This is a genomic window from Citrobacter sp. KTE30 (assembly GCF_000398825.1).
Taxonomy (GTDB): Bacteria; Pseudomonadota; Gammaproteobacteria; order Enterobacterales; family Enterobacteriaceae; genus Citrobacter; species Citrobacter freundii.
Genome location: NZ_KB976056.1, coordinates 419,882 through 444,585, shown reverse-complemented (window position 1 = coordinate 444,585; position 24,704 = coordinate 419,882). Strand labels below are relative to the sequence as shown.

The 24,704-nt window shown below is 51.9% G+C and carries 24 protein-coding genes; 18 read left to right on the top strand and 6 right to left on the bottom strand.

Going from position 1 to position 24,704, the window contains the following annotated elements; all coding sequences use genetic code 11:
* Positions 1-36 precede the first annotated feature (36 nt).
* From rsmG to phoU, 17 genes are all read left to right on the top strand, one after another.
* Positions 37-660, top strand: coding sequence for a 16S rRNA (guanine(527)-N(7))-methyltransferase RsmG (rsmG, locus tag WC1_RS01295; RefSeq protein ID WP_003023788.1), 624 nt, complete (start codon positions 37-39; stop codon positions 658-660).
* Between the two features lie 614 nt (positions 661-1,274).
* Positions 1,275-1,655: a F0F1 ATP synthase subunit I gene (gene atpI / locus WC1_RS01300; protein ID WP_003023790.1), complete on the top strand. Its 381-nt coding sequence runs from the start codon at positions 1,275-1,277 to the stop codon at positions 1,653-1,655.
* A 7-nt stretch (positions 1,656-1,662) separates the two neighbouring features.
* Positions 1,663-2,478 carry a F0F1 ATP synthase subunit A gene (gene atpB, locus WC1_RS01305; RefSeq protein ID WP_003023792.1) on the top strand — a complete coding sequence of 272 codons (816 nt, stop codon included), beginning with the start codon at positions 1,663-1,665 and terminating at the stop codon, positions 2,476-2,478.
* Between the two features lie 46 nt (positions 2,479-2,524).
* Positions 2,525-2,764 carry a F0F1 ATP synthase subunit C gene (gene atpE / locus WC1_RS01310; protein WP_003023794.1) on the top strand — a complete coding sequence of 80 codons (240 nt, stop codon included), beginning with the start codon at positions 2,525-2,527 and terminating at the stop codon, positions 2,762-2,764.
* Positions 2,765-2,823: 59 nt separating this feature from the next.
* Positions 2,824-3,294, top strand: a complete 471-nt coding sequence (gene atpF, locus WC1_RS01315; RefSeq protein WP_003023796.1) for a F0F1 ATP synthase subunit B — start codon at positions 2,824-2,826, stop codon at positions 3,292-3,294.
* 14 nt (positions 3,295-3,308) lie between these two features.
* Entirely contained in the window at positions 3,309-3,842 is a 534-nt protein-coding gene (atpH, locus tag WC1_RS01320; RefSeq protein WP_003023799.1) for a F0F1 ATP synthase subunit delta, read from the top strand.
* 12 nt (positions 3,843-3,854) lie between these two features.
* Entirely contained in the window at positions 3,855-5,396 is a 1,542-nt protein-coding gene (gene atpA / locus WC1_RS01325) for a F0F1 ATP synthase subunit alpha (protein WP_003023802.1), read from the top strand.
* 50 nt (positions 5,397-5,446) lie between these two features.
* Complete coding sequence (gene atpG, locus WC1_RS01330) at positions 5,447-6,310, top strand: F0F1 ATP synthase subunit gamma (protein ID WP_003023804.1); 864 nt, start codon at positions 5,447-5,449, stop codon at positions 6,308-6,310.
* Between the two features lie 26 nt (positions 6,311-6,336).
* Positions 6,337-7,719, top strand: a complete 1,383-nt coding sequence (gene atpD, locus WC1_RS01335) for a F0F1 ATP synthase subunit beta (RefSeq protein WP_003023806.1) — start codon at positions 6,337-6,339, stop codon at positions 7,717-7,719.
* A gap of 20 nt (positions 7,720-7,739) precedes the next feature.
* A complete protein-coding gene (locus WC1_RS01340) occupies positions 7,740-8,159 on the top strand; it encodes a F0F1 ATP synthase subunit epsilon (protein WP_003023809.1) in 420 nt (139 codons plus the stop codon).
* 648 nt (positions 8,160-8,807) lie between these two features.
* On the top strand, positions 8,808-10,178 hold the full coding sequence (gene glmU, locus WC1_RS01345) for a bifunctional UDP-N-acetylglucosamine diphosphorylase/glucosamine-1-phosphate N-acetyltransferase GlmU (protein WP_016151220.1): 1,371 nt from the start codon (positions 8,808-8,810) through the stop codon (positions 10,176-10,178).
* Positions 10,179-10,402: 224 nt separating this feature from the next.
* Positions 10,403-12,232 (top strand): glutamine--fructose-6-phosphate transaminase (isomerizing), encoded by a 1,830-nt coding sequence (gene glmS, locus WC1_RS01350; RefSeq protein ID WP_003023813.1) that lies wholly within the window; start codon positions 10,403-10,405, stop codon positions 12,230-12,232.
* A gap of 334 nt (positions 12,233-12,566) precedes the next feature.
* Positions 12,567-13,607, top strand: a complete 1,041-nt coding sequence (gene pstS / locus WC1_RS01355; protein WP_003023814.1) for a phosphate ABC transporter substrate-binding protein PstS — start codon at positions 12,567-12,569, stop codon at positions 13,605-13,607.
* Between the two features lie 144 nt (positions 13,608-13,751).
* Entirely contained in the window at positions 13,752-14,711 is a 960-nt protein-coding gene (gene pstC / locus WC1_RS01360; protein ID WP_003023817.1) for a phosphate ABC transporter permease PstC, read from the top strand.
* Positions 14,711-15,601, top strand: a complete 891-nt coding sequence (gene pstA, locus WC1_RS01365) for a phosphate ABC transporter permease PstA (RefSeq protein WP_003023819.1) — start codon at positions 14,711-14,713, stop codon at positions 15,599-15,601. Before pstC ends, pstA begins: the two co-directional genes overlap by 1 nt.
* Before the next feature lie 46 nt (positions 15,602-15,647).
* On the top strand, positions 15,648-16,421 hold the full coding sequence (gene pstB, locus WC1_RS01370) for a phosphate ABC transporter ATP-binding protein PstB (protein ID WP_003023821.1): 774 nt from the start codon (positions 15,648-15,650) through the stop codon (positions 16,419-16,421).
* 14 nt (positions 16,422-16,435) lie between these two features.
* A complete protein-coding gene (gene phoU / locus WC1_RS01375) occupies positions 16,436-17,161 on the top strand; it encodes a phosphate signaling complex protein PhoU (RefSeq protein WP_003023824.1) in 726 nt (241 codons plus the stop codon).
* A gap of 84 nt (positions 17,162-17,245) precedes the next feature.
* Here the strand turns inward: phoU and yieH are convergent, their stop codons facing one another.
* Positions 17,246-17,911 (bottom strand): 6-phosphogluconate phosphatase, encoded by a 666-nt coding sequence (yieH, locus tag WC1_RS01380; protein WP_016151219.1) that lies wholly within the window; start codon positions 17,909-17,911, stop codon positions 17,246-17,248.
* A 167-nt stretch (positions 17,912-18,078) separates the two neighbouring features.
* Between yieH and adeP the strand changes: the two genes are divergently transcribed.
* The gene (adeP, locus tag WC1_RS01385; protein WP_003840586.1) at positions 18,079-19,416 is read left to right on the top strand and encodes an adenine permease AdeP; all 1,338 of its coding nucleotides are present in this window, start codon (positions 18,079-18,081) and stop codon (positions 19,414-19,416) included.
* A gap of 54 nt (positions 19,417-19,470) precedes the next feature.
* Here adeP and WC1_RS01390 read toward each other — a convergent pair whose 3' ends face one another.
* The 5 genes from WC1_RS01390 to mnmE all read right to left on the bottom strand — a co-directional run bounded on the left by WC1_RS01390 (position 19,471) and on the right by mnmE (position 24,637).
* Positions 19,471-20,037, bottom strand: a complete 567-nt coding sequence (locus WC1_RS01390) for an NADPH-dependent FMN reductase (protein ID WP_003023832.1) — start codon at positions 20,035-20,037, stop codon at positions 19,471-19,473.
* A gap of 30 nt (positions 20,038-20,067) precedes the next feature.
* The gene (locus WC1_RS01395; protein WP_003844429.1) at positions 20,068-20,814 is read right to left on the bottom strand and encodes a 4'-phosphopantetheinyl transferase family protein; all 747 of its coding nucleotides are present in this window, start codon (positions 20,812-20,814) and stop codon (positions 20,068-20,070) included.
* A gap of 166 nt (positions 20,815-20,980) precedes the next feature.
* Positions 20,981-21,940: an HTH-type transcriptional regulator YidZ gene (gene yidZ / locus WC1_RS01400; protein ID WP_003023837.1), complete on the bottom strand. Its 960-nt coding sequence runs from the start codon at positions 21,938-21,940 to the stop codon at positions 20,981-20,983.
* Entirely contained in the window at positions 21,909-23,090 is a 1,182-nt protein-coding gene (locus tag WC1_RS01405) for an MFS transporter (RefSeq protein ID WP_003844430.1), read from the bottom strand. The genes yidZ and WC1_RS01405 overlap by 32 nt, the downstream gene beginning before the upstream one ends.
* A gap of 182 nt (positions 23,091-23,272) precedes the next feature.
* Complete coding sequence (mnmE, locus tag WC1_RS01410; RefSeq protein ID WP_003844431.1) at positions 23,273-24,637, bottom strand: tRNA uridine-5-carboxymethylaminomethyl(34) synthesis GTPase MnmE; 1,365 nt, start codon at positions 24,635-24,637, stop codon at positions 23,273-23,275.
* Between the last annotated feature and the right edge of the window lie 67 nt (positions 24,638-24,704).

The following is a 24,704-nucleotide window of genomic DNA, read 5'->3' as shown; positions in this document are numbered from 1 at the left end:
GCGCGTCGGGCAATAGATTATTTACAGGTAACGACCGTGCTCAACAAACTCTCTCGTCTGCTGGCTGATGCCGGTATTTCTCTTACCGATCACCAGAAAAATCAGCTGATTGCGTATGTCGATATGCTGCATAAATGGAACAAAGCGTACAACCTGACGTCGGTGCGTGATCCCAACGAAATGCTGGTGCGCCATATTCTGGACAGCATTGTCGTCGCGCCGTACCTGAAGGGCGAGCGTTTTATCGATGTCGGCACTGGTCCGGGCCTACCGGGAATCCCTCTCTCCATCGTACGTCCTGAAGCGCATTTCACACTGCTGGATAGCCTGGGAAAACGCGTTCGTTTCTTGCGCCAGGTGCAGCATGAGCTTGCGCTTACTAACATCACTCCAGTGCAAAGTCGCGTTGAAGAATTCCCTTCGGAGCCGCCGTTTGATGGGGTGATTAGCCGTGCTTTCGCGTCACTCAATGATATGGTGAGCTGGTGCCATCATTTGCCTGGTCAGGAAGGGCGTTTTTATGCGCTAAAAGGGCAGTTGCCTGAAGATGAAATTGCCTCGTTGCCTGCAGAATTCAGCGTCGAGTCGGTCGAAAAATTACGCGTTCCGCAACTGGATGGTGAACGTCATCTGGTGGTTATTAAGCCAAACAAAATTTAATTTTTATCAAAAAAAATAGAAAAAAAACGGTTCTTCGGGTGTTAAAAGTCATAAGGAATAGTGTGGTTAAATGTCGTTACATTTCACTAATGCCTTACGGTTTTGCATCATAACTATAACGTACCGTTTTTTGTTAAAAGTGAAACAAGTCAGCTGTGAAAATATCAGCCTGCTAAAAATAGAATCAAAGAATCACCGCTCGTGTTAATTTTTTATTATAAATGTCAATGGGTGGTTTTTTTGTTGTTATTCGCTATTTTTAAAACAGTAACGAATTTTAGGCTTAAATATCAAAAAGTTGAAATGGCATCATTTGCCAAGTAAATAAATAGTGCCGGGGCGAATATGCTTAATATGTGATCTGGTGCACGCTTTGCAGCCAGTGTTTACGCGGCTTTTGCAGTTTTGCATGATCGTTCACAGTTTGCATAAAAGTGATAAATGTGGCGTAGCGAAAAATATTTAAACATTTATTCACTTTTTAGCTACTTATTGTTTGAAATCGAGAAGGCGCACCGTATAATTTGACCGCTTTTTGATGCTTGACTCTAAGCCATAAAGAACGTTTTATACGACACGCGGCATACCTCGAAGGGAGCAGGAGTAAAAACGTGATGTCTATGTCGCTCTTGAGTCGAAACGTTGCTCGTAAGCTTTTGCTCACACAGTTTCTGGCGGTAATAGCAAGTGGACTGCTATTTAGCCTCAAAGACCCTTTCTGGGGCATCTCCGCATTGTGCGGTGGATTGGCAGTGTTACTGCCTAATGTGTTGTTTATGATATTTGCCTGGCGTCACCAGGCACATACACCAGCTAAAGGCCGAGTAGCCTGGACGTTCGCTTTCGGCGAAGCCTTCAAGGTATTAGCTATGCTGGTGTTGTTGGTGGTGGCGTTGGCTGTTTTGAAAGCGGTATTCATGCCGCTGATCGTTACGTGGGTTTTGGTGCTGGTGGTTCAGATACTGGCGCCGGCTGTAATTAACAACAAAGGGTAAAGGCATCATGGCTTCAGAAAATATGACGCCGCAGGATTACATAGGACACCATCTGAATAACCTTCAGTTGGACCTACGTACATTCTCGCTGGTGGATCCGCACAACCCCCCAGCCACCTTCTGGACGCTCAATATTGACTCCATTTTCTTCTCGGTGGTTCTGGGTCTGTTGTTCCTACTTATGTTCCGTAGCGTAGCCAAAAAGGCGACCAGCGGCGTACCAGGTAAATTTCAGACTGCGATTGAGCTGGTAATCGGCTTTGTGCATGGTAGCGTGAAAGACATGTACCATGGCAAAAGCAAGCTGATTGCTCCGCTGGCCCTGACGATTTTCGTCTGGGTATTCCTGATGAACTTGATGGATTTGCTGCCTATCGACCTGCTGCCGTACATCGGTGAGCATATCTTTGGCCTACCGGCTCTGCGTGTGGTTCCGTCAGCTGACGTGAACATCACCCTGTCGATGGCGCTGGGCGTATTTATCCTCATTCTGTTCTACAGCATCAAAATGAAAGGCATCGGTGGCTTCGCGAAAGAGTTGACGCTGCAGCCGTTCAATCACTGGGCGTTCATCCCTGTCAACTTAATCCTTGAAGGGGTAAGCCTGCTGTCCAAACCAATCTCACTTGGTCTGCGACTGTTCGGTAACATGTACGCTGGTGAGCTGATTTTCATTCTGATTGCTGGTCTGTTGCCGTGGTGGTCACAGTGGATCCTGAATGTGCCGTGGGCCATTTTCCACATACTGATTATCACGCTGCAAGCCTTCATATTTATGGTTCTGACGATTGTCTATCTGTCGATGGCATCTGAAGAGCATTAATTTACCAACACTACTACGTTTTAACTGAAACAAACTGGAGACTGTCATGGAAAACCTGAATATGGATCTGCTGTACATTGCTGCCGCTGTGATGATGGGTCTGGCGGCAATCGGTGCTGCGATCGGTATCGGCATCCTCGGGGGTAAATTCCTGGAAGGCGCAGCGCGTCAACCGGATCTGATTCCTCTGCTGCGTACTCAGTTCTTTATCGTTATGGGTCTGGTGGATGCAATCCCAATGATCGCTGTAGGTCTGGGTCTGTACGTGATGTTTGCTGTCGCGTAGTAAGCGTTGCTTGAATTAAGAGCAATATCAGAACGTTAACTAGATAGAGGCATTGTGCTGTGAATCTTAACGCAACAATCCTCGGCCAGGCCATCGCGTTTGTCCTGTTCGTTCTGTTCTGCATGAAGTACGTATGGCCGCCTTTAATGGCTGCCATCGAAAAACGTCAAAAAGAAATTGCTGACGGCCTTGCTTCTGCAGAACGAGCACATAAGGATCTTGACCTTGCAAAGGCCAGCGCGACCGACCAGCTGAAAAAAGCGAAGGCGGAAGCTCAGGTAATCATCGAGCAGGCGAACAAACGCCGTGCTCAGATCCTGGACGAAGCTAAAACTGAAGCAGAGCAGGAACGTACTAAAATCGTGGCACAGGCGCAGGCGGAAATTGAAGCCGAGCGTAAACGTGCTCGCGAAGAGCTGCGTAAGCAAGTTGCTATCCTGGCTGTTGCTGGCGCCGAGAAGATCATCGAACGTTCCGTGGATGAAGCTGCTAATAGCGACATCGTGGACAAACTTGTCGCTGAACTGTAAGGAGGGAGGGGCTGATGTCTGAATTTGTTACGGTAGCTCGCCCCTACGCCAAAGCAGCTTTTGACTTTGCCGTTGAGCACCAAAGCGTTGACCGTTGGCAGGATATGCTGATGTTTGCCGCTGAGGTGACAAAAAACGAACAAATGGCAGAGCTTCTCTCTGGCGCGCTGGCGCCGGAAACGCTCGCTGAGTCGTTTATCGCCGTATGCGGTGAGCAACTGGACGAAAGCGGCCAAAACCTGATTCGGGTAATGGCTGAAAATAACCGTCTGAATGCGCTCCCGGATGTTCTTGAGCAGTTTATTCACCTGCGTGCAGCCAGTGAGGCTATCTCTGAGGTAGAAGTTACTTCTGCCAATGCACTGAGTGATGAACAGCTTAAGAAGATTAGCGCAGCGATGGAAAAACGTCTGTCACGCAAAGTTAAGCTGAATTGCAAAATCGATAAGTCTGTAATGGCAGGCGTAATCATCCGAGCGGGTGATATGGTCATTGATGGCAGCGTACGCGGCCGTCTTGAACGCCTTGCAGACGTCTTGCAGTCTTAAGGGGACTGGAGCATGCAACTGAATTCCACCGAAATCAGCGAACTGATCAAGCAGCGCATTGCTCAGTTCAATGTTGTGAGCGAAGCTCACAACGAAGGTACTATTGTTTCTGTAAGTGACGGTGTTATCCGCATTCACGGCCTGGCCGATTGTATGCAGGGTGAGATGATTTCCCTGCCGGGTAACCGTTACGCTATCGCACTGAACCTGGAGCGCGACTCCGTAGGTGCAGTTGTGATGGGTCCATACGCTGACCTCGCCGAAGGCATGAAGGTTAAGTGTACGGGTCGTATTCTGGAAGTTCCGGTTGGCCGTGGCCTGCTGGGTCGTGTGGTGAACACTCTGGGTTCCCCGATTGACGGTAAAGGTCCGGTTGATAACGATGGCTTCTCGCCAATCGAAGTTATCGCACCAGGCGTAATCGAACGTCAGTCCGTCGACCAGCCAGTACAGACCGGTTATAAATCTGTTGATGCCATGATCCCAATCGGTCGTGGCCAGCGTGAGCTGATCATCGGTGACCGTCAGACAGGTAAAACCGCGATGGCAATCGATGCCATCATCAACCAGCGTGATTCCGGCATCAAATGTGTGTACGTGGCTATCGGCCAGAAAGCGTCCACCATTTCTAACGTGGTTCGTAAACTGGAAGAACACGGCGCACTGTCCAACACCATCGTTGTTGTGGCGACCGCGTCTGAATCTGCTGCACTGCAATACCTGGCACCATATGCCGGTTGCGCAATGGGCGAATACTTCCGTGACCGCGGTGAAGATGCACTGATCGTTTACGATGACCTGTCTAAACAGGCTGTTGCTTACCGTCAGGTTTCCCTGCTGCTGCGTCGTCCACCAGGACGTGAAGCATTCCCGGGCGACGTATTTTACCTCCACTCCCGTCTGCTGGAACGCGCATCCCGCGTAAACGCGGAATACGTTGAGAAGTTCACCAATGGTGAAGTTAAAGGTAAAACCGGCTCCCTGACCGCTCTGCCGATTATCGAAACCCAGGCGGGTGACGTTTCTGCGTTCGTTCCGACCAACGTAATTTCTATTACCGATGGTCAGATCTTCCTGGAAACCAACCTGTTTAACTCCGGTATTCGTCCGGCAGTTAACCCGGGTATCTCCGTATCTCGTGTTGGTGGTGCAGCGCAGACCAAGATCATCAAGAAACTGTCCGGTGGTATTCGTACCGCGCTGGCGCAGTATCGTGAACTGGCAGCGTTTTCTCAGTTCGCTTCTGACCTGGATGAAGCTACTCGTAAGCAGCTGAGCCACGGTCAGAAAGTAACTGAACTGCTGAAGCAGAAACAGTATGCGCCAATGTCTGTTGCACAGCAGGGTGTGGTGCTGTTCGCGGCTGAACGCGGTTACCTCGAAGATGTGGAACTGGCGAAAATCGGTAGCTTCGAAGCCGCTCTGCTGGCTTACGTTGACCGTGACCACGCTCCGCTGATGCAAGAGATCAACCAGTCCGGTGGCTATAACGATGAAATCGAAGGCAAGCTGAAAGCTATCCTCGATTCCTTCAAGGCAACCCAGTCCTGGTAACGTCTGGCGGTCTGCTTTAGGGTGGACCGCAAGGCATTGAGGAGAAGCTCATGGCCGGCGCAAAAGAGATACGTAGTAAGATCGCAAGCGTCCAGAACACGCAGAAGATCACTAAAGCGATGGAGATGGTCGCCGCTTCCAAAATGCGTAAATCGCAGGATCGCATGGCGGCCAGCCGTCCTTATGCAGAGACCATGCGCAAAGTGATTGGTCACCTTGCGAATGGTAATCTGGAATATAAGCACCCTTACCTGGAAGAACGCGACGTTAAACGCGTGGGCTACCTGGTGGTGTCGACCGACCGTGGTCTGTGCGGTGGCTTGAACATTAACCTGTTCAAAAAGCTGCTGGCGGATATGAAAACATGGTCCGATAAAGGCGTTCAGTGCGATATCGCAATGATCGGCTCTAAGGGCGTGTCTTTCTTTAACTCCGTTGGCGGTAATGTGATTGCTCAGGTAACCGGTATGGGGGATAACCCTTCCCTGTCCGAACTGATCGGTCCGGTTAAAGTGATGCTGCAGGCCTACGATGAAGGTCGCCTGGACAGACTGTACGTTGTCAGCAACAAATTTATTAACACCATGTCTCAGACGCCAACCATCACCCAACTGCTGCCTCTGCCGGCATCAGATGATGATGAATTGAAGCGTAAATCCTGGGATTACCTGTATGAGCCAGACCCGAAAGCGCTGCTGGATACCCTGCTGCGTCGTTATGTCGAGTCTCAGGTTTATCAGGGCGTGGTAGAAAACCTGGCCAGCGAGCAGGCCGCACGTATGGTGGCGATGAAAGCCGCGACCGACAATGGCGGCAGCCTGATTAAAGAGCTGCAGTTGGTATACAACAAAGCTCGTCAGGCCAGCATTACTCAGGAACTCACCGAAATCGTCGGTGGTGCATCCGCGGTATAACCAGGTTAATTCGTAGAGGATTCAAGATGGCTACTGGAAAAATTGTCCAGGTAATCGGCGCCGTGGTTGACGTCGAATTCCCTCAGGATGCCGTACCGCGCGTGTACGATGCTCTTGAGGTTATGAATGGTAAAGAGAGCCTGGTGCTGGAAGTTCAGCAGCAGCTCGGCGGCGGTATCGTACGTACCATCGCAATGGGTTCTTCTGACGGTCTGCGTCGTGGTCTGGAAGTTAAAGACCTCGAGCACCCGATCGAAGTCCCGGTAGGTAAAGCAACGCTGGGTCGTATCATGAACGTTCTGGGTCACCCGATCGACATGAAAGGCGATATCGGTGAAGAAGAGCGTTGGGCTATCCACCGTGCAGCACCTTCCTACGAAGAGCTGTCAAGCTCTCAGGAACTGCTGGAAACCGGTATCAAAGTTATCGACCTGATGTGTCCGTTCGCTAAGGGCGGTAAAGTTGGTCTGTTCGGTGGTGCGGGTGTAGGTAAAACCGTAAACATGATGGAGCTGATCCGTAACATCGCGATCGAACACTCCGGTTACTCCGTGTTTGCGGGCGTAGGTGAACGTACTCGTGAGGGTAACGACTTCTACCACGAAATGACCGACTCCAACGTTCTGGACAAAGTATCCCTGGTATATGGCCAGATGAACGAGCCGCCGGGAAACCGTCTGCGTGTTGCGCTGACCGGTCTGACCATGGCTGAGAAGTTCCGTGACGAAGGTCGTGACGTTCTGCTGTTCGTTGATAACATCTATCGTTACACCCTGGCCGGTACAGAAGTATCTGCACTGCTGGGTCGTATGCCATCAGCGGTAGGCTACCAGCCGACCCTGGCGGAAGAGATGGGTGTTCTGCAGGAACGTATCACCTCCACCAAAACCGGTTCTATCACCTCCGTTCAGGCGGTATACGTACCAGCGGATGACTTGACTGACCCATCCCCAGCAACCACCTTTGCTCACTTGGATGCAACCGTGGTACTGAGCCGTCAGATCGCATCTCTGGGTATCTACCCGGCAGTTGACCCGCTGGACTCCACCAGCCGTCAGCTGGATCCGCTGGTTGTTGGTCAGGAACACTACGACACCGCGCGTGGCGTACAGTCCCTGCTGCAGCGTTATCAGGAACTGAAAGACATCATCGCCATCCTGGGTATGGATGAACTGTCTGAAGAAGATAAACTGGTGGTAGCACGCGCACGTAAGATTCAGCGCTTCCTGTCCCAGCCGTTCTTCGTTGCGGAAGTATTCACCGGTTCTCCGGGCAAATACGTTTCCCTGAAAGACACCATCCGTGGCTTTAAAGGCATCATGGAAGGCGAATACGACCACCTGCCAGAGCAGGCGTTCTACATGGTTGGTTCTATCGACGAAGCCGTGGAAAAAGCCAAAAAACTTTAACGCCTTAATCGGAGGGTGATATGGCAATGACTTACCACCTGGACGTCGTCAGCGCAGAGCAACAAATGTTCTCTGGTCTGGTCGAGAAAATCCAGGTAACGGGTAGTGAAGGTGAACTGGGTATTTTCCCGGGTCACGCACCGCTGCTCACCGCCATTAAGCCTGGTATGATCCGCATCGTTAAACAGTTCGGTCATGAAGAGTTTATCTACCTGTCCGGCGGCATTCTCGAAGTGCAGCCTGGCAGCGTGACCGTTCTGGCTGATACCGCGATTCGCGGACAGGATCTCGATGAAGCGAGAGCCCTGGAAGCGAAGCGTAAGGCTGAAGAGCACATCAAGAGCTCTCATGGTGACGTGGATTACGCTCAGGCATCTGCGGAACTGGCCAAAGCGATCGCGAAACTGCGCGTTATCGAGTTGACCAAAAAAGCGATGTAACACCGGCTTGAAAAGCATAAAGGCCAGTCTGGTTTCCAGGCTGGCTTTTTTTTGCTTTTGCTGCAAGAACATTTAAATTGAAAGCTGTTTTGTGATTTAGATCATAAAAATATTGATTGGCTAAAAAATGCGGCGTAGACTCTTTTTATGTGATGTGTGTCACATAATAAAATCAGATAAAAAGAGATGCCAACATGAAATTACTCAATAAAATCATCGCCATGTTCAGCAATATGAGCTTTTAGACTTTACCTGCCTGTCCTGTGGCGCGATGCTTGATATGGTTTATCAGTCAGCGCCACTTGTTGTTATAAATCCCCTCCCCTACTCTTCTCCCTCAACTTTTTATTTCGCGTACGCATTTTCGGTTTCTCACTGAATCACATAAATAAAATCGGGCTTTGCATGTGTAACTCTTTATTCATGCGGTGAAAAAATAGCAAAAACATTAACCTAAGGCTTTAATAAGAGCAGCCCCCAGGTTTTTGGCAGACAAAAGATACTGATTTAGACGAAAATAGTGAGTTATCAGATGGGGAATTACCCCTGTTGAACGTTTTATCTTCGGTCCATTTCACGCTGAAAAAAATGTAGTATTTTCAATGTGAAACGGTATAAATTCGTTCTCAAATTACAGTCAGGATGTGTATGTTGAATAATGCTATGAGCGTCGTGATCCTTGCCGCAGGCAAAGGCACGCGTATGTATTCCGATCTCCCTAAAGTGCTGCATACCCTCGCAGGAAAACCGATGGTTCAGCATGTCATTGATGCTGCTAATGAATTAGGTGCGACTCACGTACATCTGGTCTACGGGCACGGTGGTGATTTGCTCAAGCAGACGCTGAAAGATGGCAATCTGAACTGGGTTCTGCAGGCGGAACAGTTGGGTACCGGCCATGCAATGCAGCAGGCGGCGCCATTCTTTGGTGATGATGAAGACATTTTAATGCTCTATGGCGATGTGCCGCTGATCTCTACCGATACCTTACGTCGCCTGCGTGAAGCCAAACCGCAGGGCGGGATTGGCTTGCTAACGGTAAAACTTGATGACCCAACCGGTTATGGCCGAATTACCCGCGATAACGGCAATGTCACGGGTATCGTTGAGCATAAAGATGCCACCGACGAGCAGCGTCAAATCCAGGAAATAAACACTGGTATCCTGATTGCCAACGGTGCTGACATGAAGCGTTGGCTGTCTAAACTGACCAACAACAACGTGCAGGGTGAATACTACATCACCGATATCATCGCGATGGCGTATCAGGAAGGACGTGAAATTGCTGCAGTACATCCGGCACGCATTAGCGAAACTGAAGGGGTGAATAACCGTCTTCAGCTATCCCGTCTGGAACGTGTTTATCAGTCCGAGCAGGCAGAAAAACTGCTGCTGGCAGGCGTGATGCTGCGCGATCCGGCACGTTTTGATCTTCGCGGTACGCTTATTCATGGGCGCGATGTTGAAATTGATACTAACGTTATCATTGAAGGTAACGTAACCGTTGGGGATCGCGTCAAGATTGGCGCCGGCTGCATCATCAAAAACAGCGTGATTGGTGAGGGTTGCGAGCTTAGTCCATATAGTGTGGTGGAAGATGCGCATCTGGAAGCCGCTTGCACCATTGGTCCATTCGCACGTCTGCGCCCGGGGGCTGAGCTGCAGGAAGGCGCGCACGTGGGTAACTTTGTCGAAATGAAAAAAGCGCGTCTGGGTAAAGGCTCCAAAGCCGGTCATTTGGCCTACCTGGGTGATGCGGAAATTGGCGATAACGTGAATATCGGCGCGGGTACGATTACCTGCAACTACGATGGCGCCAATAAGTTTAAAACCATTATTGGTGATGATGTGTTTGTGGGGTCTGATACTCAGCTGGTGGCGCCTGTCACCGTGGGTAAAGGTGCGACGATTGCCGCCGGAACCACCGTAACGCGTAATGTCGCCGATAACGAACTGGTATTAAGCCGTGTACCTCAGGTCCATAAACAGGGCTGGCAGCGTCCGGTGAAGAAGAAGTAAGTGATTTTTGCCTGATGGCGGCCTACGTGCGGTGACGTTCTGTAGGCCTTATAAGCGTAAGCGCCATCAGGCACACAAGAGATGAGGGGATAACATAATCCTCCGCTCAACAAGCAGTACCATAAAAATAACCCCACTCTCTACAAGGCTCGGGGCGCCCGAAATGGGCAAATACAGGTCAGCGACAACGACAGGCATAATGCCTAAATTCGGAATCAAAAAATATGTGTGGAATTGTTGGCGCTATCGCGCAGCGTGATGTAGCTGAAATCCTTCTCGAAGGTTTACGTCGTCTGGAATATCGTGGTTATGACTCTGCTGGTCTGGCCGTCGTCGATGCTGAAGGTAACATGACCCGTCTGCGTCGTCTGGGTAAAGTGCAGATGCTGACTGCTGCTGCGGAAGAACATCCGTTGCATGGTGGTACAGGTATCGCTCATACCCGTTGGGCGACACACGGTGAACCTTCAGAAGCGAACGCGCATCCTCATGTTTCTGAACACATTGTTGTGGTGCATAACGGCATCATTGAAAACCATGAACCACTGCGTGAGCTGTTGAAAACGCGTGGCTATACCTTTGTTTCTGAAACCGACACCGAAGTGATTGCTCACCTGGTGCACTGGGAACTGGAACAGGGTGGTACGCTGCGTGAAGCCGTGCTGCGCACTATTCCCCAACTACGTGGTGCCTACGGCACGGTGATCATGGATACCCGTAATCCGGAAACCCTGCTGGCGGCCCGTTCTGGTAGCCCGCTGGTGATTGGTCTGGGTATGGGCGAAAACTTCATCGCTTCCGATCAGCTGGCGCTGCTGCCGGTAACCCGTCGCTTCATCTTCCTGGAAGAGGGTGACATCGCGGAAGTGACTCGTCGTTCTGTCTCTATTTTCGACAAGTCTGGCGCAGAAGTGAAACGTCAGGATATCGAATCGAATCTGCAGTATGACGCGGGCGAAAAAGGTATTTATCGCCACTACATGCAGAAAGAGATCTACGAACAGCCGAACGCGATTAAAAATACGCTGACCGGGCGCATTAGCCACGGTGAAGTGGATTTAAGCGAGCTGGGGTCGCGTGCCAACGAGCTGCTGTCTCAGGTTGAGCATATCCAGATTATCGCCTGCGGTACGTCTTACAACTCCGGTATGGTGTCCCGCTACTGGTTTGAATCGCTGGCGGGTATTCCTTGTGATGTCGAAATCGCTTCCGAATTCCGCTATCGCAAATCCGCCGTGCGTCGTAACAGCCTGATGATTACCCTTTCTCAGTCTGGTGAAACGGCGGATACCCTGGCGGGCCTGCGCTTATCTAAAGAGCTGGGCTATCTGGGATCGCTGGCTATCTGTAACGTTCCGGGTTCCTCTCTGGTGCGTGAATCTGACCTGGCGATGATGACCAATGCCGGTACCGAAATCGGTGTGGCCTCCACGAAGGCATTTACCACTCAGCTGACCGTTCTGCTGATGCTGGTGGCGAAACTGTCCCGTCTGAAAGGCCTTGATGCGTCTATTGAGCAGGAGATCGTTCACGGTCTGCAGGCGCTGCCGAGTCGTATTGAGCAGATGTTGTCTCAGGACAAACGCATTGCCGCTCTGGCAGAAGGTTTCTCTGACAAACATCATGCGCTGTTCCTTGGCCGTGGCGATCAGTATCCAATTGCGCTGGAAGGCGCGCTGAAGCTGAAAGAGATCTCTTATATTCACGCTGAAGCTTATGCCGCAGGTGAACTGAAACACGGTCCGCTGGCGCTGATTGATGCCGATATGCCAGTTATCGTGGTTGCGCCGAACAACGAATTGTTGGAAAAACTGAAATCCAACATTGAAGAAGTTCGCGCCCGTGGCGGTCAGCTGTACGTCTTTGCTGACCAGGATGCTGGCTTTACCAGCAGCGAAAACATGCACATCATCGAGATGCCGCATGTGGAAGAGGTGATTGCACCGATCTTCTACACCGTTCCGCTGCAGCTGCTGGCGTATCATGTGGCACTGATTAAAGGCACCGACGTCGATCAGCCGCGTAACCTGGCGAAGTCAGTTACCGTAGAATAATCCGTGCTTAACTGAACTGGAAATGCCCTGCTACAAGCGGGGCATTTTTTTAAACTTGTTCTGTTTTTAATCAATTATCCCGCCTGTTTTATGTGACAAACCGTCATCTTCAACTACTGTTTTCAGTGTCATAAAAAGAAAATTCTAACGAAATATTATTGTCATGATTGTGACTAACTTTTTGTTTTAAATGTATTTTTAGATAAAAAATTTCCCGTATTTTTCGTTGTCATAAAACTGTCATATTTCGTACATTTAACTGTCACCTGTTTGTCCTATTTTGCTCACAGTAGCAACTCAAACAACGATTTACGAAAACCGTGCAGGAGACATTATGAAAGTTATGCGTACCACTGTCGCAACTGTTGTCGCCGCGACCTTATCCATGAGCGCGTTCTCTGCGTTTGCAGCAGCGAGCCTGACAGGTGCAGGTGCAACCTTCCCTGCGCCAGTGTATGCCAAATGGGCAGATACCTATCAGAAAGAGACCGGTAGCAAAGTAAACTACCAGGGTATCGGCTCCTCCGGTGGTGTAAAACAAATTACGGCCAATACCGTTGATTTCGGCGCTTCTGATGCACCGCTGTCTGACGAAAAACTGGCGCAAGAAGGTCTGTTCCAGTTCCCGACCGTGATCGGTGGCGTAGTGCTGGCTGTGAATATCCCGGGCCTGAAATCCGGCGAGCTGGTGCTGGACGGTAAAACGCTGGGTGACATCTACCTCGGTAAAATTAAAAAGTGGGATGATGAAGCCATCACCAAACTGAACCCGGGTCTGAAGCTGCCTTCACAGAATATCGCCGTTGTGCGTCGCGCTGACGGTTCCGGTACTTCCTTCGTTTTCACCAGTTACCTGGCAAAAGTAAACGAAGAGTGGAAATCTAAAATTGGCTCCGGCTCTACTGTGAACTGGCCGACCGGTCTGGGCGGTAAAGGTAACGACGGTATCGCTGCGTTCGTACAGCGTCTGCCGGGTTCTATCGGTTACGTTGAGTACGCTTACGCTAAGCAGAACAACCTGGCGTACACCAAGCTGGTCTCTGCTGATGGCAAACCGGTAAGCCCGACAGAAGAGAGCTTTGCTAACGCCGCAAAAGGCGCTGACTGGAGCAAAACTTTCGCTCAGGATCTGACTAACCAGAAAGGTGACGACGCGTGGCCAATCACTTCCACCACCTTCATCCTGGTCCATAAAGAGTCGAAGAAACCAGAGCAGAGCGCAGAAGTGCTGAAGTTCTTCGACTGGGCGTACAAAAATGGCGGCAAACAGGCTAACGACCTGGATTACGCCAGCCTGCCGGACAGCGTGGTTGAGCAGGTTCGTGCTGCATGGAAGACCAACGTGAAAGACAGCAGCGGTAAAGCGCTGTACTAATAGAATATCTTTAACGAGTTGGCGGATGGCGCTACGCTTATCCGCCCTACGGTTTCGACTGTAGGCCCGCTTTGTAGGCCGGATAAGCGTAGCGCCATCCGGCATGGGCAACTTCGTAAACGCGTTTAACTTAAAGAGTGATTTATGGCTGCAACCAAGCCTGCTTTTAACCCACCGGGTAAAAAGGGTGACATGATCTTCAGCGCGCTGGTAAGACTGGCTGCGCTGATTGTGCTATTGATGTTGGGTGGCATTATTGTCTCTCTGGTTATCTCCTCCTGGCCAAGCATTCAGAAATTTGGTTTCTCCTTTCTGTGGACCAAAGACTGGGATGCGCCGAACGATATCTACGGTGCTTTAGTACCGATTTACGGTACGCTGGTTACCTCACTTATTGCACTGCTGATTGCCGTTCCGGTGAGTTTCGGCATTGCGCTGTTCCTGACTGAACTTGCACCTGGCTGGCTGCGTCGCCCGCTGGGCATCGCTATTGAACTGCTGGCGGCAATTCCGAGTATCGTGTACGGCATGTGGGGGCTGTTTATCTTTGCCCCGCTGTTTGCGACTTATTTCCAGGAGCCGGTCGGAAACATCCTTTCCAACATTCCGTTTGTTGGCGCACTGTTCTCCGGCCCGGCTTTTGGTATCGGTATTCTGGCGGCTGGCGTGATCCTCGCCATCATGATCATCCCGTACATTGCGGCGGTTATGCGTGATGTGTTCGAACAAACGCCGGTACTGATGAAAGAGTCAGCCTACGGCATCGGCTGTACCACCTGGGAAGTTATCTGGCGCATCGTCCTGCCGTTCACCAAAAATGGCGTGATCGGCGGCGTGATGTTGGGGCTGGGCCGCGCACTGGGTGAAACCATGGCGGTGACCTTTATCATCGGTAACACCTACCAGCTCGACAGTGCCTCGCTGTACATGCCGGGCAACAGTATTACCTCTGCGCTGGCGAATGAATTTGCCGAAGCGGAATCTGGGCTGCACGTTGCCGCGTTGATGGAGCTGGGTCTGATTCTGTTTGTGATCACCTTCATCGTGCTGGCTGCGTCTAAGTTCATGATCATGCGCCTTGCGAAGAACGAGGGGGCACGCTAATGGCTACGCTTGAAATGCAAAACACCGCTCAGCTTGCGGAATCCCGCCGTAAAATGCAGGCGCGTCGTCGTCTGAAAAACCGCATCGCGCTGACGCTCTCTATGGCGACCATGGCGTTCGGTCTGTTCTGGCTCATTTGGATCCTGATGTCCACGATCACCCGCGGCATTGACGGTATGTCGCTAGCGCTGTTCACCGAAATGACGCCGCCGCCGAATACGGCGGGTGGTGGTCTGGCGAACGCCCTGGCCGGTAGCGGTCTGTTGATTCTGTGGGCGACCGTGTTTGGTACCCCGCTCGGCATTATGGCGGGTATCTACCTGGCGGAGTATGGGCGTAAGTCCTGGCTGGCTGAGGTCATCCGCTTTATCAATGACATTCTGCTTTCTGCGCCATCCATCGTGGTCGGTCTGTTCGTTTACACCATCGTGGTAGCAAAAATGGAGCATTTCTCCGGCTGGGCGGGCGTGATCGCGCTGGCGCTGCTGCAGGTGCCTATTGTTATTCGTACCACAGAGAACATGCTCAAGCTGGTGCCAGATAGCCTGCGTGAAGCCGCCTATGCACTGGGTACGCCGAAATGGAAGATGATTTCTGCGATCACCCTGAAGGCGTCTGTCTCGGGCATCATTACAGGTGTTCTGTTAGCAATTGCTCGTATCGCAGGTGAAACGGCTCCGCTGCTGTTTACGTCGCTCTCCAACCAGTTCTGGAGCACCGACATGATGCAGCCTATCGCCAACCTGCCGGTCACTATCTTTAAGTTTGCGATGAGCCCGTTTGCTGAGTGGCAGCAACTGGCCTGGGCCGGGGTACTGATTATTACCCTGTGCGTACTGCTGCTGAACATTCTGGCGCGCGTCATTTTCGCGAAGAAGAAACACGGTTAATTTTTACGGCGTGGCTGATGCGGCGCCGGATGAGGAAAAGATTGAAATGAGTATGGTTGATACTGCCCCAGGTAAAATTCAGGTTCGTGATTTGAACTTCTACTATGGCAAATTCCATGCCCTGAAGAACATCAACCTGGATATCGCGAAAAACCAGGTAACGGCGTTTATCGGGCCTTCTGGCTGTGGTAAATCGACGCTGCTGCGTACGTTCAACAAAATGTTTGAACTGTACCCGGAGCAGCGTGCGGAAGGTGAAATTCTGCTGGATGGCGACAATATTCTCACCAATACCCAAGATATCGCTCTGCTGCGTGCCAAAGTGGGCATGGTATTCCAGAAGCCCACGCCGTTCCCGATGTCCATCTACGACAACATCGCTTTTGGCGTACGTCTGTTTGAGAAACTCTCGCGTGCGGATATGGACGAACGCGTGCAGTGGGCATTGACCAAGGCCGCATTGTGGAATGAAACCAAAGATAAATTACACCAGAGCGGGTACTCTCTCTCGGGTGGTCAGCAGCAGCGACTGTGTATTGCGCGTGGCATCGCCATTCGCCCGGAAGTGCTTCTGCTTGATGAGCCATGTTCAGCGCTCGACCCTATTTCTACCGGGCGTATCGAAGAGCTGATCACTGAGCTGAAAGAGGATTACACCGTCGTTATCGTTACCCACAACATGCAGCAGGCTGCGCGTTGTTCCGATCACACGGCATTTATGTACCTGGGCGAGTTGATTGAGTTCAGTAACACGGACGATCTGTTCACCAAGCCCGCGAAGAAACAAACTGAAGATTACATCACCGGTCGTTACGGCTGATTCAGGAGCTTGTTGTGGATAACCTTAACCTTAATAAACATATTTCCGGCCAGTTCAATGCAGAGCTGGAAAGCATCCGTACCCAGGTGATGACCATGGGCGGCATGGTCGAGCAGCAGCTTTCTGATGCAATCACGGCGATGCACAATCAGGATAGCGAGCTGGCGAAGCGCGTCATTGAAGGCGATAAGAACGTCAATATGATGGAGGTGGCGATCGACGAAGCCTGCGTGCGCATCATCGCCAAGCGTCAACCGACAGCGAGCGACCTGCGTCTGGTGATGGCGATTATCAAAACCATCGCTGAGCTGGAACGTATTGGCGACGTGGCAGATAAAATTTGCCGCACCGCGCTGGAGAAGTTCTCGCAACAACACCAGCCGCTGCTGGTAAGTCTGGAGTCGCTGGGTCGTCACACCGTGCAGATGCTGCACGACGTGTTGGATGCGTTTGCGCGTATGGATCTCGACGAAGCGGTACGTATTTATCGCGAAGATAAGAAAGTCGACCAGGAGTATGAAGGCATCGTGCGTCAGCTGATGACTTATATGATGGAAGACCCACGTACCATTCCAAGCGTGCTGACCGCGCTGTTCTGCGCACGTTCCATCGAACGTATCGGTGACCGCTGCCAGAATATCTGCGAATACATCTTCTATTTCGTGAAGGGACAAGACTTCCGTCACGTGGGCGGCGATGAGCTGGATAAGCTGCTGGCGGGCAAAGATCCTAAAGAGTGATAAAAACGTAGAAAGTAGGCCGGATAAGCGTTAGCGCCATCCGGCAATTGCCCGGTGGCGCAAGCTTACCGGGCCTACAAATAATTACCGGGTAATATCCCAACCCCGTGCCTTCCACAATTCCGGCAACTGTGTCAGATCGGTAAAGGTCGTGACTTTTGGATGATCGATCGGTTTGTTATGCGGATCGGCGCAGAAGTAGAACACTTCCATCCCCGCCGCAATCCCCGCCTGCGCGCCTGCGCTGGAATCATCAACCAGAATGCAGTTCTCAACATTAACGTCCATTGCTTTTGCCGCATGGAACATTAGGGCCGGATCGGGCTTCCAGCGTTGGATATCGTAGCCGCTGAACAGTAAATCAGGAAAATGGTGCAACATGCCCAGCTTACCCAGCGAATGCTGCATTTTGCTGACCGGACCGTTAGACACCACGCACATTGGCACAGCCATGCTGTCCAGCAGCGTGTTCGCACCAGCAATGACTTCCAGCTCGGTATCGAACAGACGTGCGACCTCAGCGCGGTAAACCGGTTCTAAATCGGCTTTTGCCAGTTCGACACCGTGCTCTTCGTTGATAATGTCGATGATCTCGTACAGCTTTACCCCCTTGAAGCGTTTGAAAATTTCTTCAAGATCGAGCGTAATGCCAAACGCCTGGAACATGCTGACATACGCGCGAGAACAAATCACTTCACTGTCGACAAGGGTACCGTCACAGTCAAAAAATACGGCTTCTATCTGGGACATGTCATTTCCGTTTTAACAAGTTTAACGTTTTCGTAATGCATTATTGGGCGACGCAATCGTTGCCGTATAAGCAAAATCAATGAAAAAAGTTGCTCATAACCCAACCCTATTGTCGCATTTTGGTATAGGATAGCGACGAATTTTCCCTCCTTGTTCGGAAATTGATAATGAGTCAACAACACACAACCCAGGCTTCTGGCCAGGGGATGCTGGAACGCGTGTTCAAACTGCGCGAACATGGCACGACGGCACGGACCGAAGTGATCGCCGGTTTAACCACCTTCCTGACGATGGTGTATATCGTTTTTGTTAACCCGCAAATTCTTGGCGTGGCTGGCATGGATACCAGCGCAGTCTTTGTTACCACCTGCCTTATTGCTGCCTTTGGTAGCATCCTGATGGGGCTATTTGCTAACCTGCCGGTCGCACTTGCGCCTGCTATGGGCCTGAATGCATTTTTCGCTTTCGTGGTCGTCGGCGCGATGGGCCTGTCATGGCAGATCGGTATGGGTGCTATCTTCTGGGGCGCGGTAGGTCTGCTGCTGCTGACCATTTTCCGCGTACGTTACTGGATGATTGCTAATATCCCAGTTAGTCTGCGAGTGGGGATCACCAGCGGTATCGGTCTGTTCATCGGCATGATGGGGCTGAAAAACGCAGGTGTTATCGTCGCCAACAAAGACACGCTGGTGTCTATCGGTAACCTGACGTCCCACAGCGTACTGCTCGGTATTCTGGGCTTCTTTATCATCGCGATTCTGGCGTCACGTAATATTCATGCGGCGGTGCTGATTTCCATCATTGTAACCACGCTGCTGGGCTGGATGCTGGGCGATGTCCATTACAACGGTATCGTTTCTGCGCCGCCGAGCGTGATGTCAGTTATCGGACATGTCGATCTGGCCGGTTCGTTTAACATTGGCCTGGCGGGTGTGATTTTCTCGTTCATGCTGGTCAACCTGTTTGACTCCTCCGGTACGCTGATTGGCGTGACGGATAAAGCCGGTCTGGCGGACGCGAAGGGCAAGTTCCCACGCATGAAGCAGGCGCTGTATGTGGATAGCGTGTCGTCGGTTACCGGGGCGTTTATCGGGACTTCTTCCGTTACCGCCTATATTGAATCCTCTTCCGGGGTGTCGGTTGGTGGCCGTACCGGCCTGACTGCAGTCGTCGTTGGCCTGCTGTTCCTGCTGGTTATCTTCCTGTCGCCGCTGGCGGGAATGGTACCGGGCTATGCAGCAGCAGGTGCGCTGATTTACGTTGGTGTCCTGATGACATCAAGCCTGTCGCGCGTGAAGTGGGAAGACCTGACTGAAGCGGTTCCGGCGTTTATTACCGCCGTGATGATGCCGTTTAGCTTCTCAATTACCGAAGGTATTGCGCTGGGCTTTATCTCTTACTGCGTGATGAAAATCGGTACTGGACGTTTCCGCGATCTCAGCCCGTGCGTCATCGTTGTCGCGCTGCTGTTTGTGCTGAAGATTGTGTTTATCGACGCGCACTAAAATATCGGTCTGGACAACTGCCCGCCAGGCATCGTTGCTGGCGGGCTTTTTCTTTTAGGCTTTCACGCGTTGGATGTAGTCGCCAAATGCGGTCAACTGGCCGGTCAGATGGTCCAGCGTGCTTTGGTCAATCACTTCACCCGTCTGCGGATCCACCTTGTTTTGAATGACCCCGCCCATAAATTCCGGCTTGTTCATTACCATGGCGTCGAGGAACACCAGGATTTGACGCAGATGGTACTGGCAGCGCGCGCCGCCAATGGCACCCATGGAGCTGGTCTGGATCAGCACCGGTTTGCCGGATAATGGCTGATCGGGCAGGCGAGACAGCCAGTCGATGGCGTTCTTCAGTCCGCCCGGAACAGAATAGTTATATTCAGGTGTGACGATGACGACACCGTCAGCCTTTCTGATTTGCTCAGCCAGTGCTTCTACGCTGGCCGGAAAACCTTCTTCCTGCTGGAGATCGGCATCGTACAGTGGGATATCACCAATCGACGGTAACGCGCTCACTTCCATTCCTGCGGGAGCAATCTTGGGCAGTGTACGGGCAACCATTCCATTAAACGAACCTTTGCGCAGACTTCCCAGTAACGTAACAACATTCAATGTTTCAGACATGGTGACTCCTGTTTCATCATAAAGGTTAAATCAAAGCGTATGGCTTTTCGCTGCGCATAATTGAGAGAACCGGATCAGACGACCCGTTGGCTCATTGGCGCGAGTCTGGATATCAGGCAAACTTTTCCAGTCCTGCTGACCATCAAACTCCCAAACCTTGAGTTTTTCAATGGCTGGCGAAACCGCAACCGACCACACCAGCACATCTTCCGCGTCGCAAATGGCTTCAATCTGCGCAACATGGGCACATTTCAGGCGTCCTGCGCCGGGTAAAAGCTGGAGTTCGCGCGGATCGTCATTGCATACATCGCCGGTGAGTTTGAGTACGCTCTGGCGCAATGTAATGAGCTGCGCGCGCGCTTCATTGGGGTCGTTTTGATTATTGATCCACAGGTTTTCGTTACTGGAGAAGCGCCACGTTTCCGCTGAATTTGGATTGTTAAACCCGCGGGTTGCCCGCTGAAGTTCCATATCCAGGCCGCACGTTCCTTCAGTCGTTAGCACAACGCCGACGATATTCCCGGCATAAGAGATCGAAAATCCCGGTAGATTCTTATCGCGAAAAATGGGCTTACCTTTCGCCTCAGTAACAATCTCAGGCAACGTGCTGGTGCCGTAAAGCATGAACATCAGTTCGGCGAGAAGACTTCGGGAGGCCAGGAAGCGTGTTCGGCGATGAGCGGGCAGATCTCTTGCTTCGATATGGCATGGAGAAGGGAGGCGAGCTGATACCAGGTGTCCCTCCGTAAGAATCCCTCTGGCAAAATGTGTCGCCATTTTTCGCTCCGTGATTAATGGTCCGTGATTATCACCAGAGTAACATTTACACGGCTTCCGGGCAGGCTTTGCTGCCCAAAAAGTAAGCGGAAATGGGATACATTACGCGATATTTACATTTCTGTTGCCAGAATGGTCGATTTTGAAACACCAAAATGACGGATCGTCAGGATATATCGCGATAAAGCGCCTTGATCGTGTCTTTTAGCCAGACGATCTTAGGATTGTGGCTGTTGCGTTTATGCCAAAGAAGAGTAAACGGTACGCGCATTTTTTCCAGTTGCGCCGTATCAAATGGCATCGGCCGCGCAACGAGTGGAAGCTGGTGGAGTTGGTTATAACGCTGGCAATAAACCGGTGCGGTGGCAATCAGCGCGTGATCCGGCTGCGCTGCCATAAACAGCGATTGCTCAAAACCAGGCAGACATAACGCGATATTGCGTGCGCGCCCCATTTCTTGCAGGACTTCATCCAGCGCCCAGGTATCGCTTTGCTCCCAGCTAATGCTGATGTGCGGATAACGCAGAAAGGTGTCCAGATTCCACTCTTCCTGCAGTGCGGGATGATCTTCACGTAGCCAGACGCAGGGCAGATCGGAAAACAGCACTTCATGGTCGATCGACAATGGCAACAAACTCAGCAGTTCTCGCGAACGCGGATGACTTTCGCGTCCGGTAAAGCCAATATCCACTTCACCGCGAATAATGGCATCCAGCGAATCATAGTCCCAGTTGCGTATTTTGATCGTCGCCTGAGGATAGCGCTGGTAAATCTGCCGGGAGAGCGCGTTGAACATGATCATCACCAGCGGCGTTTCGGCCACCAGATCAAACTTCAGCCCGCGCGGCGATTCATGGTGCGGCTTATCGAGCAGCTGATTGCCCATCTGCATCCATTCAGCCAGGCTCTGCTCCATGCTGACCATCAGCGGCGTCGGCGATAGCCCCAGCGGGGTGTTCACAAACAAGGGATCGTCAAACCAGGCCCGCAGCTTCGACAGCGACTTACTGACCGCCGACGGAGTGACGTTCATCCGTTTAGCGGTTTTAGTGACGCTGCGTTCCTGCATCAACAACTGCAGGCAGAGCAATAAATTAAGATCGAGACTGCTGAGGGATTTCTTCATGAGTTGGCGCGGACCGGTTAGGTGCAACAGTGATAATCAGCATGATACTCACTATGCTACAGCCAATCAGAATCCCGATCAGCATATTCAGCGCATCAAGGCCAAGAACAGCCGCCAGCCAAATCCACAGCGAGGAACCGCAAACCTGTGCAATACCTAATGCCGAGCTGGCGACGCCCGCGCGCAGCGAGAACGGTCCCAGCGCCTGGCTCATCGCAACACCGAAACCGACCGAGAATCCGGCGCAGATTAAGGTTAACCCGAACAACGTTACCGCGTGTGAAGTAGCAAGGGTTAACACCACGCCAGCACACAGAAAGAGCACCTGCGAGGTCAGCATCATAACGCGAGGCTTAAACACGCTCAGGGCGAATGGCGTAGAGAAAGAGACCGCCATACTGATGCCAGCGGTCATGGCCATGGTAGTGGCGTACTCGCCGCGGTCGAAGCCCATCACTTCCATCAGCAGCACCGGAGACGTATTCACGAAGGTCAGGATCACCGACACGCTAAGGGTAGTAATGGCCAGACGGCTTAAGAAAAAGCGGTTTACCAGTGATTCGGTAGTGTGGTTCTTTTCCATCGTCGCCATAAACGTTGCTGGGCGCGATTCTCGCAGGACAAATACCGACAGCAGGCAAACAGCCACACCCATTCCCATCATCGTGTAGAACAGGCTCTGCCACGGGTATTTGAGCATGATCAGATGCCCCATCACCGGAGCCAGCACCGGCACGATACAGGTAATACCGTTCAACAACGACAGTACCTTCGCCCGGCGACGATCGTCGAGCGTATCGCGCAGAATAGCGAAAGCCACCACATAGCAGCAGCCGGCGCCCACACCCTGAATAAAGCGGCCTACCAGGAACGGCGTACCGCTCTCGGCAAATGAACACAGCGCAGAGGCGAAAATAAAGATGAGTGCACCGACAATAGCGACTGGTTTACGTCCTGACTGGTCGGCAACTTTTCCGGCGAAAAGCATCGCCGTCGCCATTCCCGCCAGATAAACCGAAAACGCGATATGCAGTTGCGCCTCGCTGGCCTGTAGATCGGCCGCAATACGGGGCAGCCCCACCAGATACATATCAATACCGGCAGGATAAAGAAGAACCAGGGCGAAACTGCAGATTAGAAAGCGTGTCATAGCGACCTCATGAGAAATGTGGCGCTAAGCATACGGTCAGAGAGTCAACTGCACGAGTTGCCATTTGGACAACAGTGATTTCCGCATGGGAAATTGTTGTTGCCGGATGGCGGTGTAAACGCCTTATCCGGCCTACAGGGCCTGTAGGCCCGGCAAGCATCGCGCCACCGGGCAACACAACGTTACTTACCAATACAGAAACTGGAGAAAATTCGTCCCAGCAGATCGTCGGAGGTAAATTCCCCGGTGATCTCACTGAGGTTCTGCTGCGCGAGACGTAGCTCCTCTGCCAGCAATTCTCCGGCCCAAGCGCCGAGAAGTTGGGCTTTACCCTGCTCAAGATGCTCCGCCGCTTCTGCCAGTGCCTGCAGGTGACGACGACGCGCCAGGAAGCCACCTTCCATATTGGTTTCAAAGCCCATGCTCTGTTTGAGATGGTTACGCAGTACGTCAACACCTTCACCGGTACGTGCGGAGAGACGAACCAGTGAGTGGCCATTTACTTCGCTAAGGCCCAGCGTCTCACCGGTAATATCCGCTTTGTTACGCACCACGGTAATCGGCAGTTTGGCTGGCAGACGGGCAATAAAGTCTGGCCAGATGTCAGCTGGGTCCACGGCGTCGGTGGTGGTGCCATCCACCATAAACAGCACACGGTCGGCTTGTTCGATTTCCTGCCAGGCACGTTCGATACCAATGCGTTCAACTTCATCGCTGGCATCGCGCAAACCGGCAGTATCGATGATGTGCAGCGGCATACCGTCGATATGAATATGCTCACGCAGTACGTCGCGAGTTGTCCCCGCAATGTCGGTCACTATAGCCGCCTCACGGCCTGCCAGCGCGTTCAGCAGGCTCGATTTCCCGGCGTTTGGACGCCCGGCAATCACCACCTTCATCCCTTCGCGCAGCAGGCTACCCTGACGCGCTTCCGCACGCACGGCATCAAGATCGCTGATAACGCTATTGAGCTGCGCTTCAATCTTGCCGTCAGACAGGAAGTCGATTTCTTCATCCGGGAAGTCGATCGCCGCTTCCACATAGATGCGCAGGTGAGTGAGCGCTTCCACAAGATGATTTACCCGTGCGGAAAATGCACCCTGCAACGAGTTCAGCGCCGAACGTGCGGCTTGCTCCGAGCTGGCATCGATCAGGTCAGCAATTGCCTCGGCCTGGGCTAAATCGAGCTTATCATTGAGAAACGCGCGTTCGGAGAATTCACCCGGTCTGGCAATGCGCAGCCCGGGAATGGTCAGAATACGTTTGAGCAGCAGGTCAAGAATCACCGGACCTCCGTGGCCCTGAAGCTCTAAAACGTCTTCGCCGGTAAAGGAGTTTGGGCCGGGGAACCACAGGGCAATCCCCTGATCCAGCGTGCTGCCATCCGCGTCTTTAAACGGCAGATAATCGGCATAACGCGGTTTGGGTAGTTTCCCCAGTACGGTTTCTGCGACCTCACGCGCCTTCAGGCCGGAGATACGCAGGATACCCACGCCACCACGTCCCGGTGGGGTGGCCTGAGCGACGATGGTGTCGTTATGGCTCATGGTTTGTCTCTTCTTAATGCAATAAAAAAGGCGGTCTAATGACCGCCCTTTACTTTATGTTCCGTTT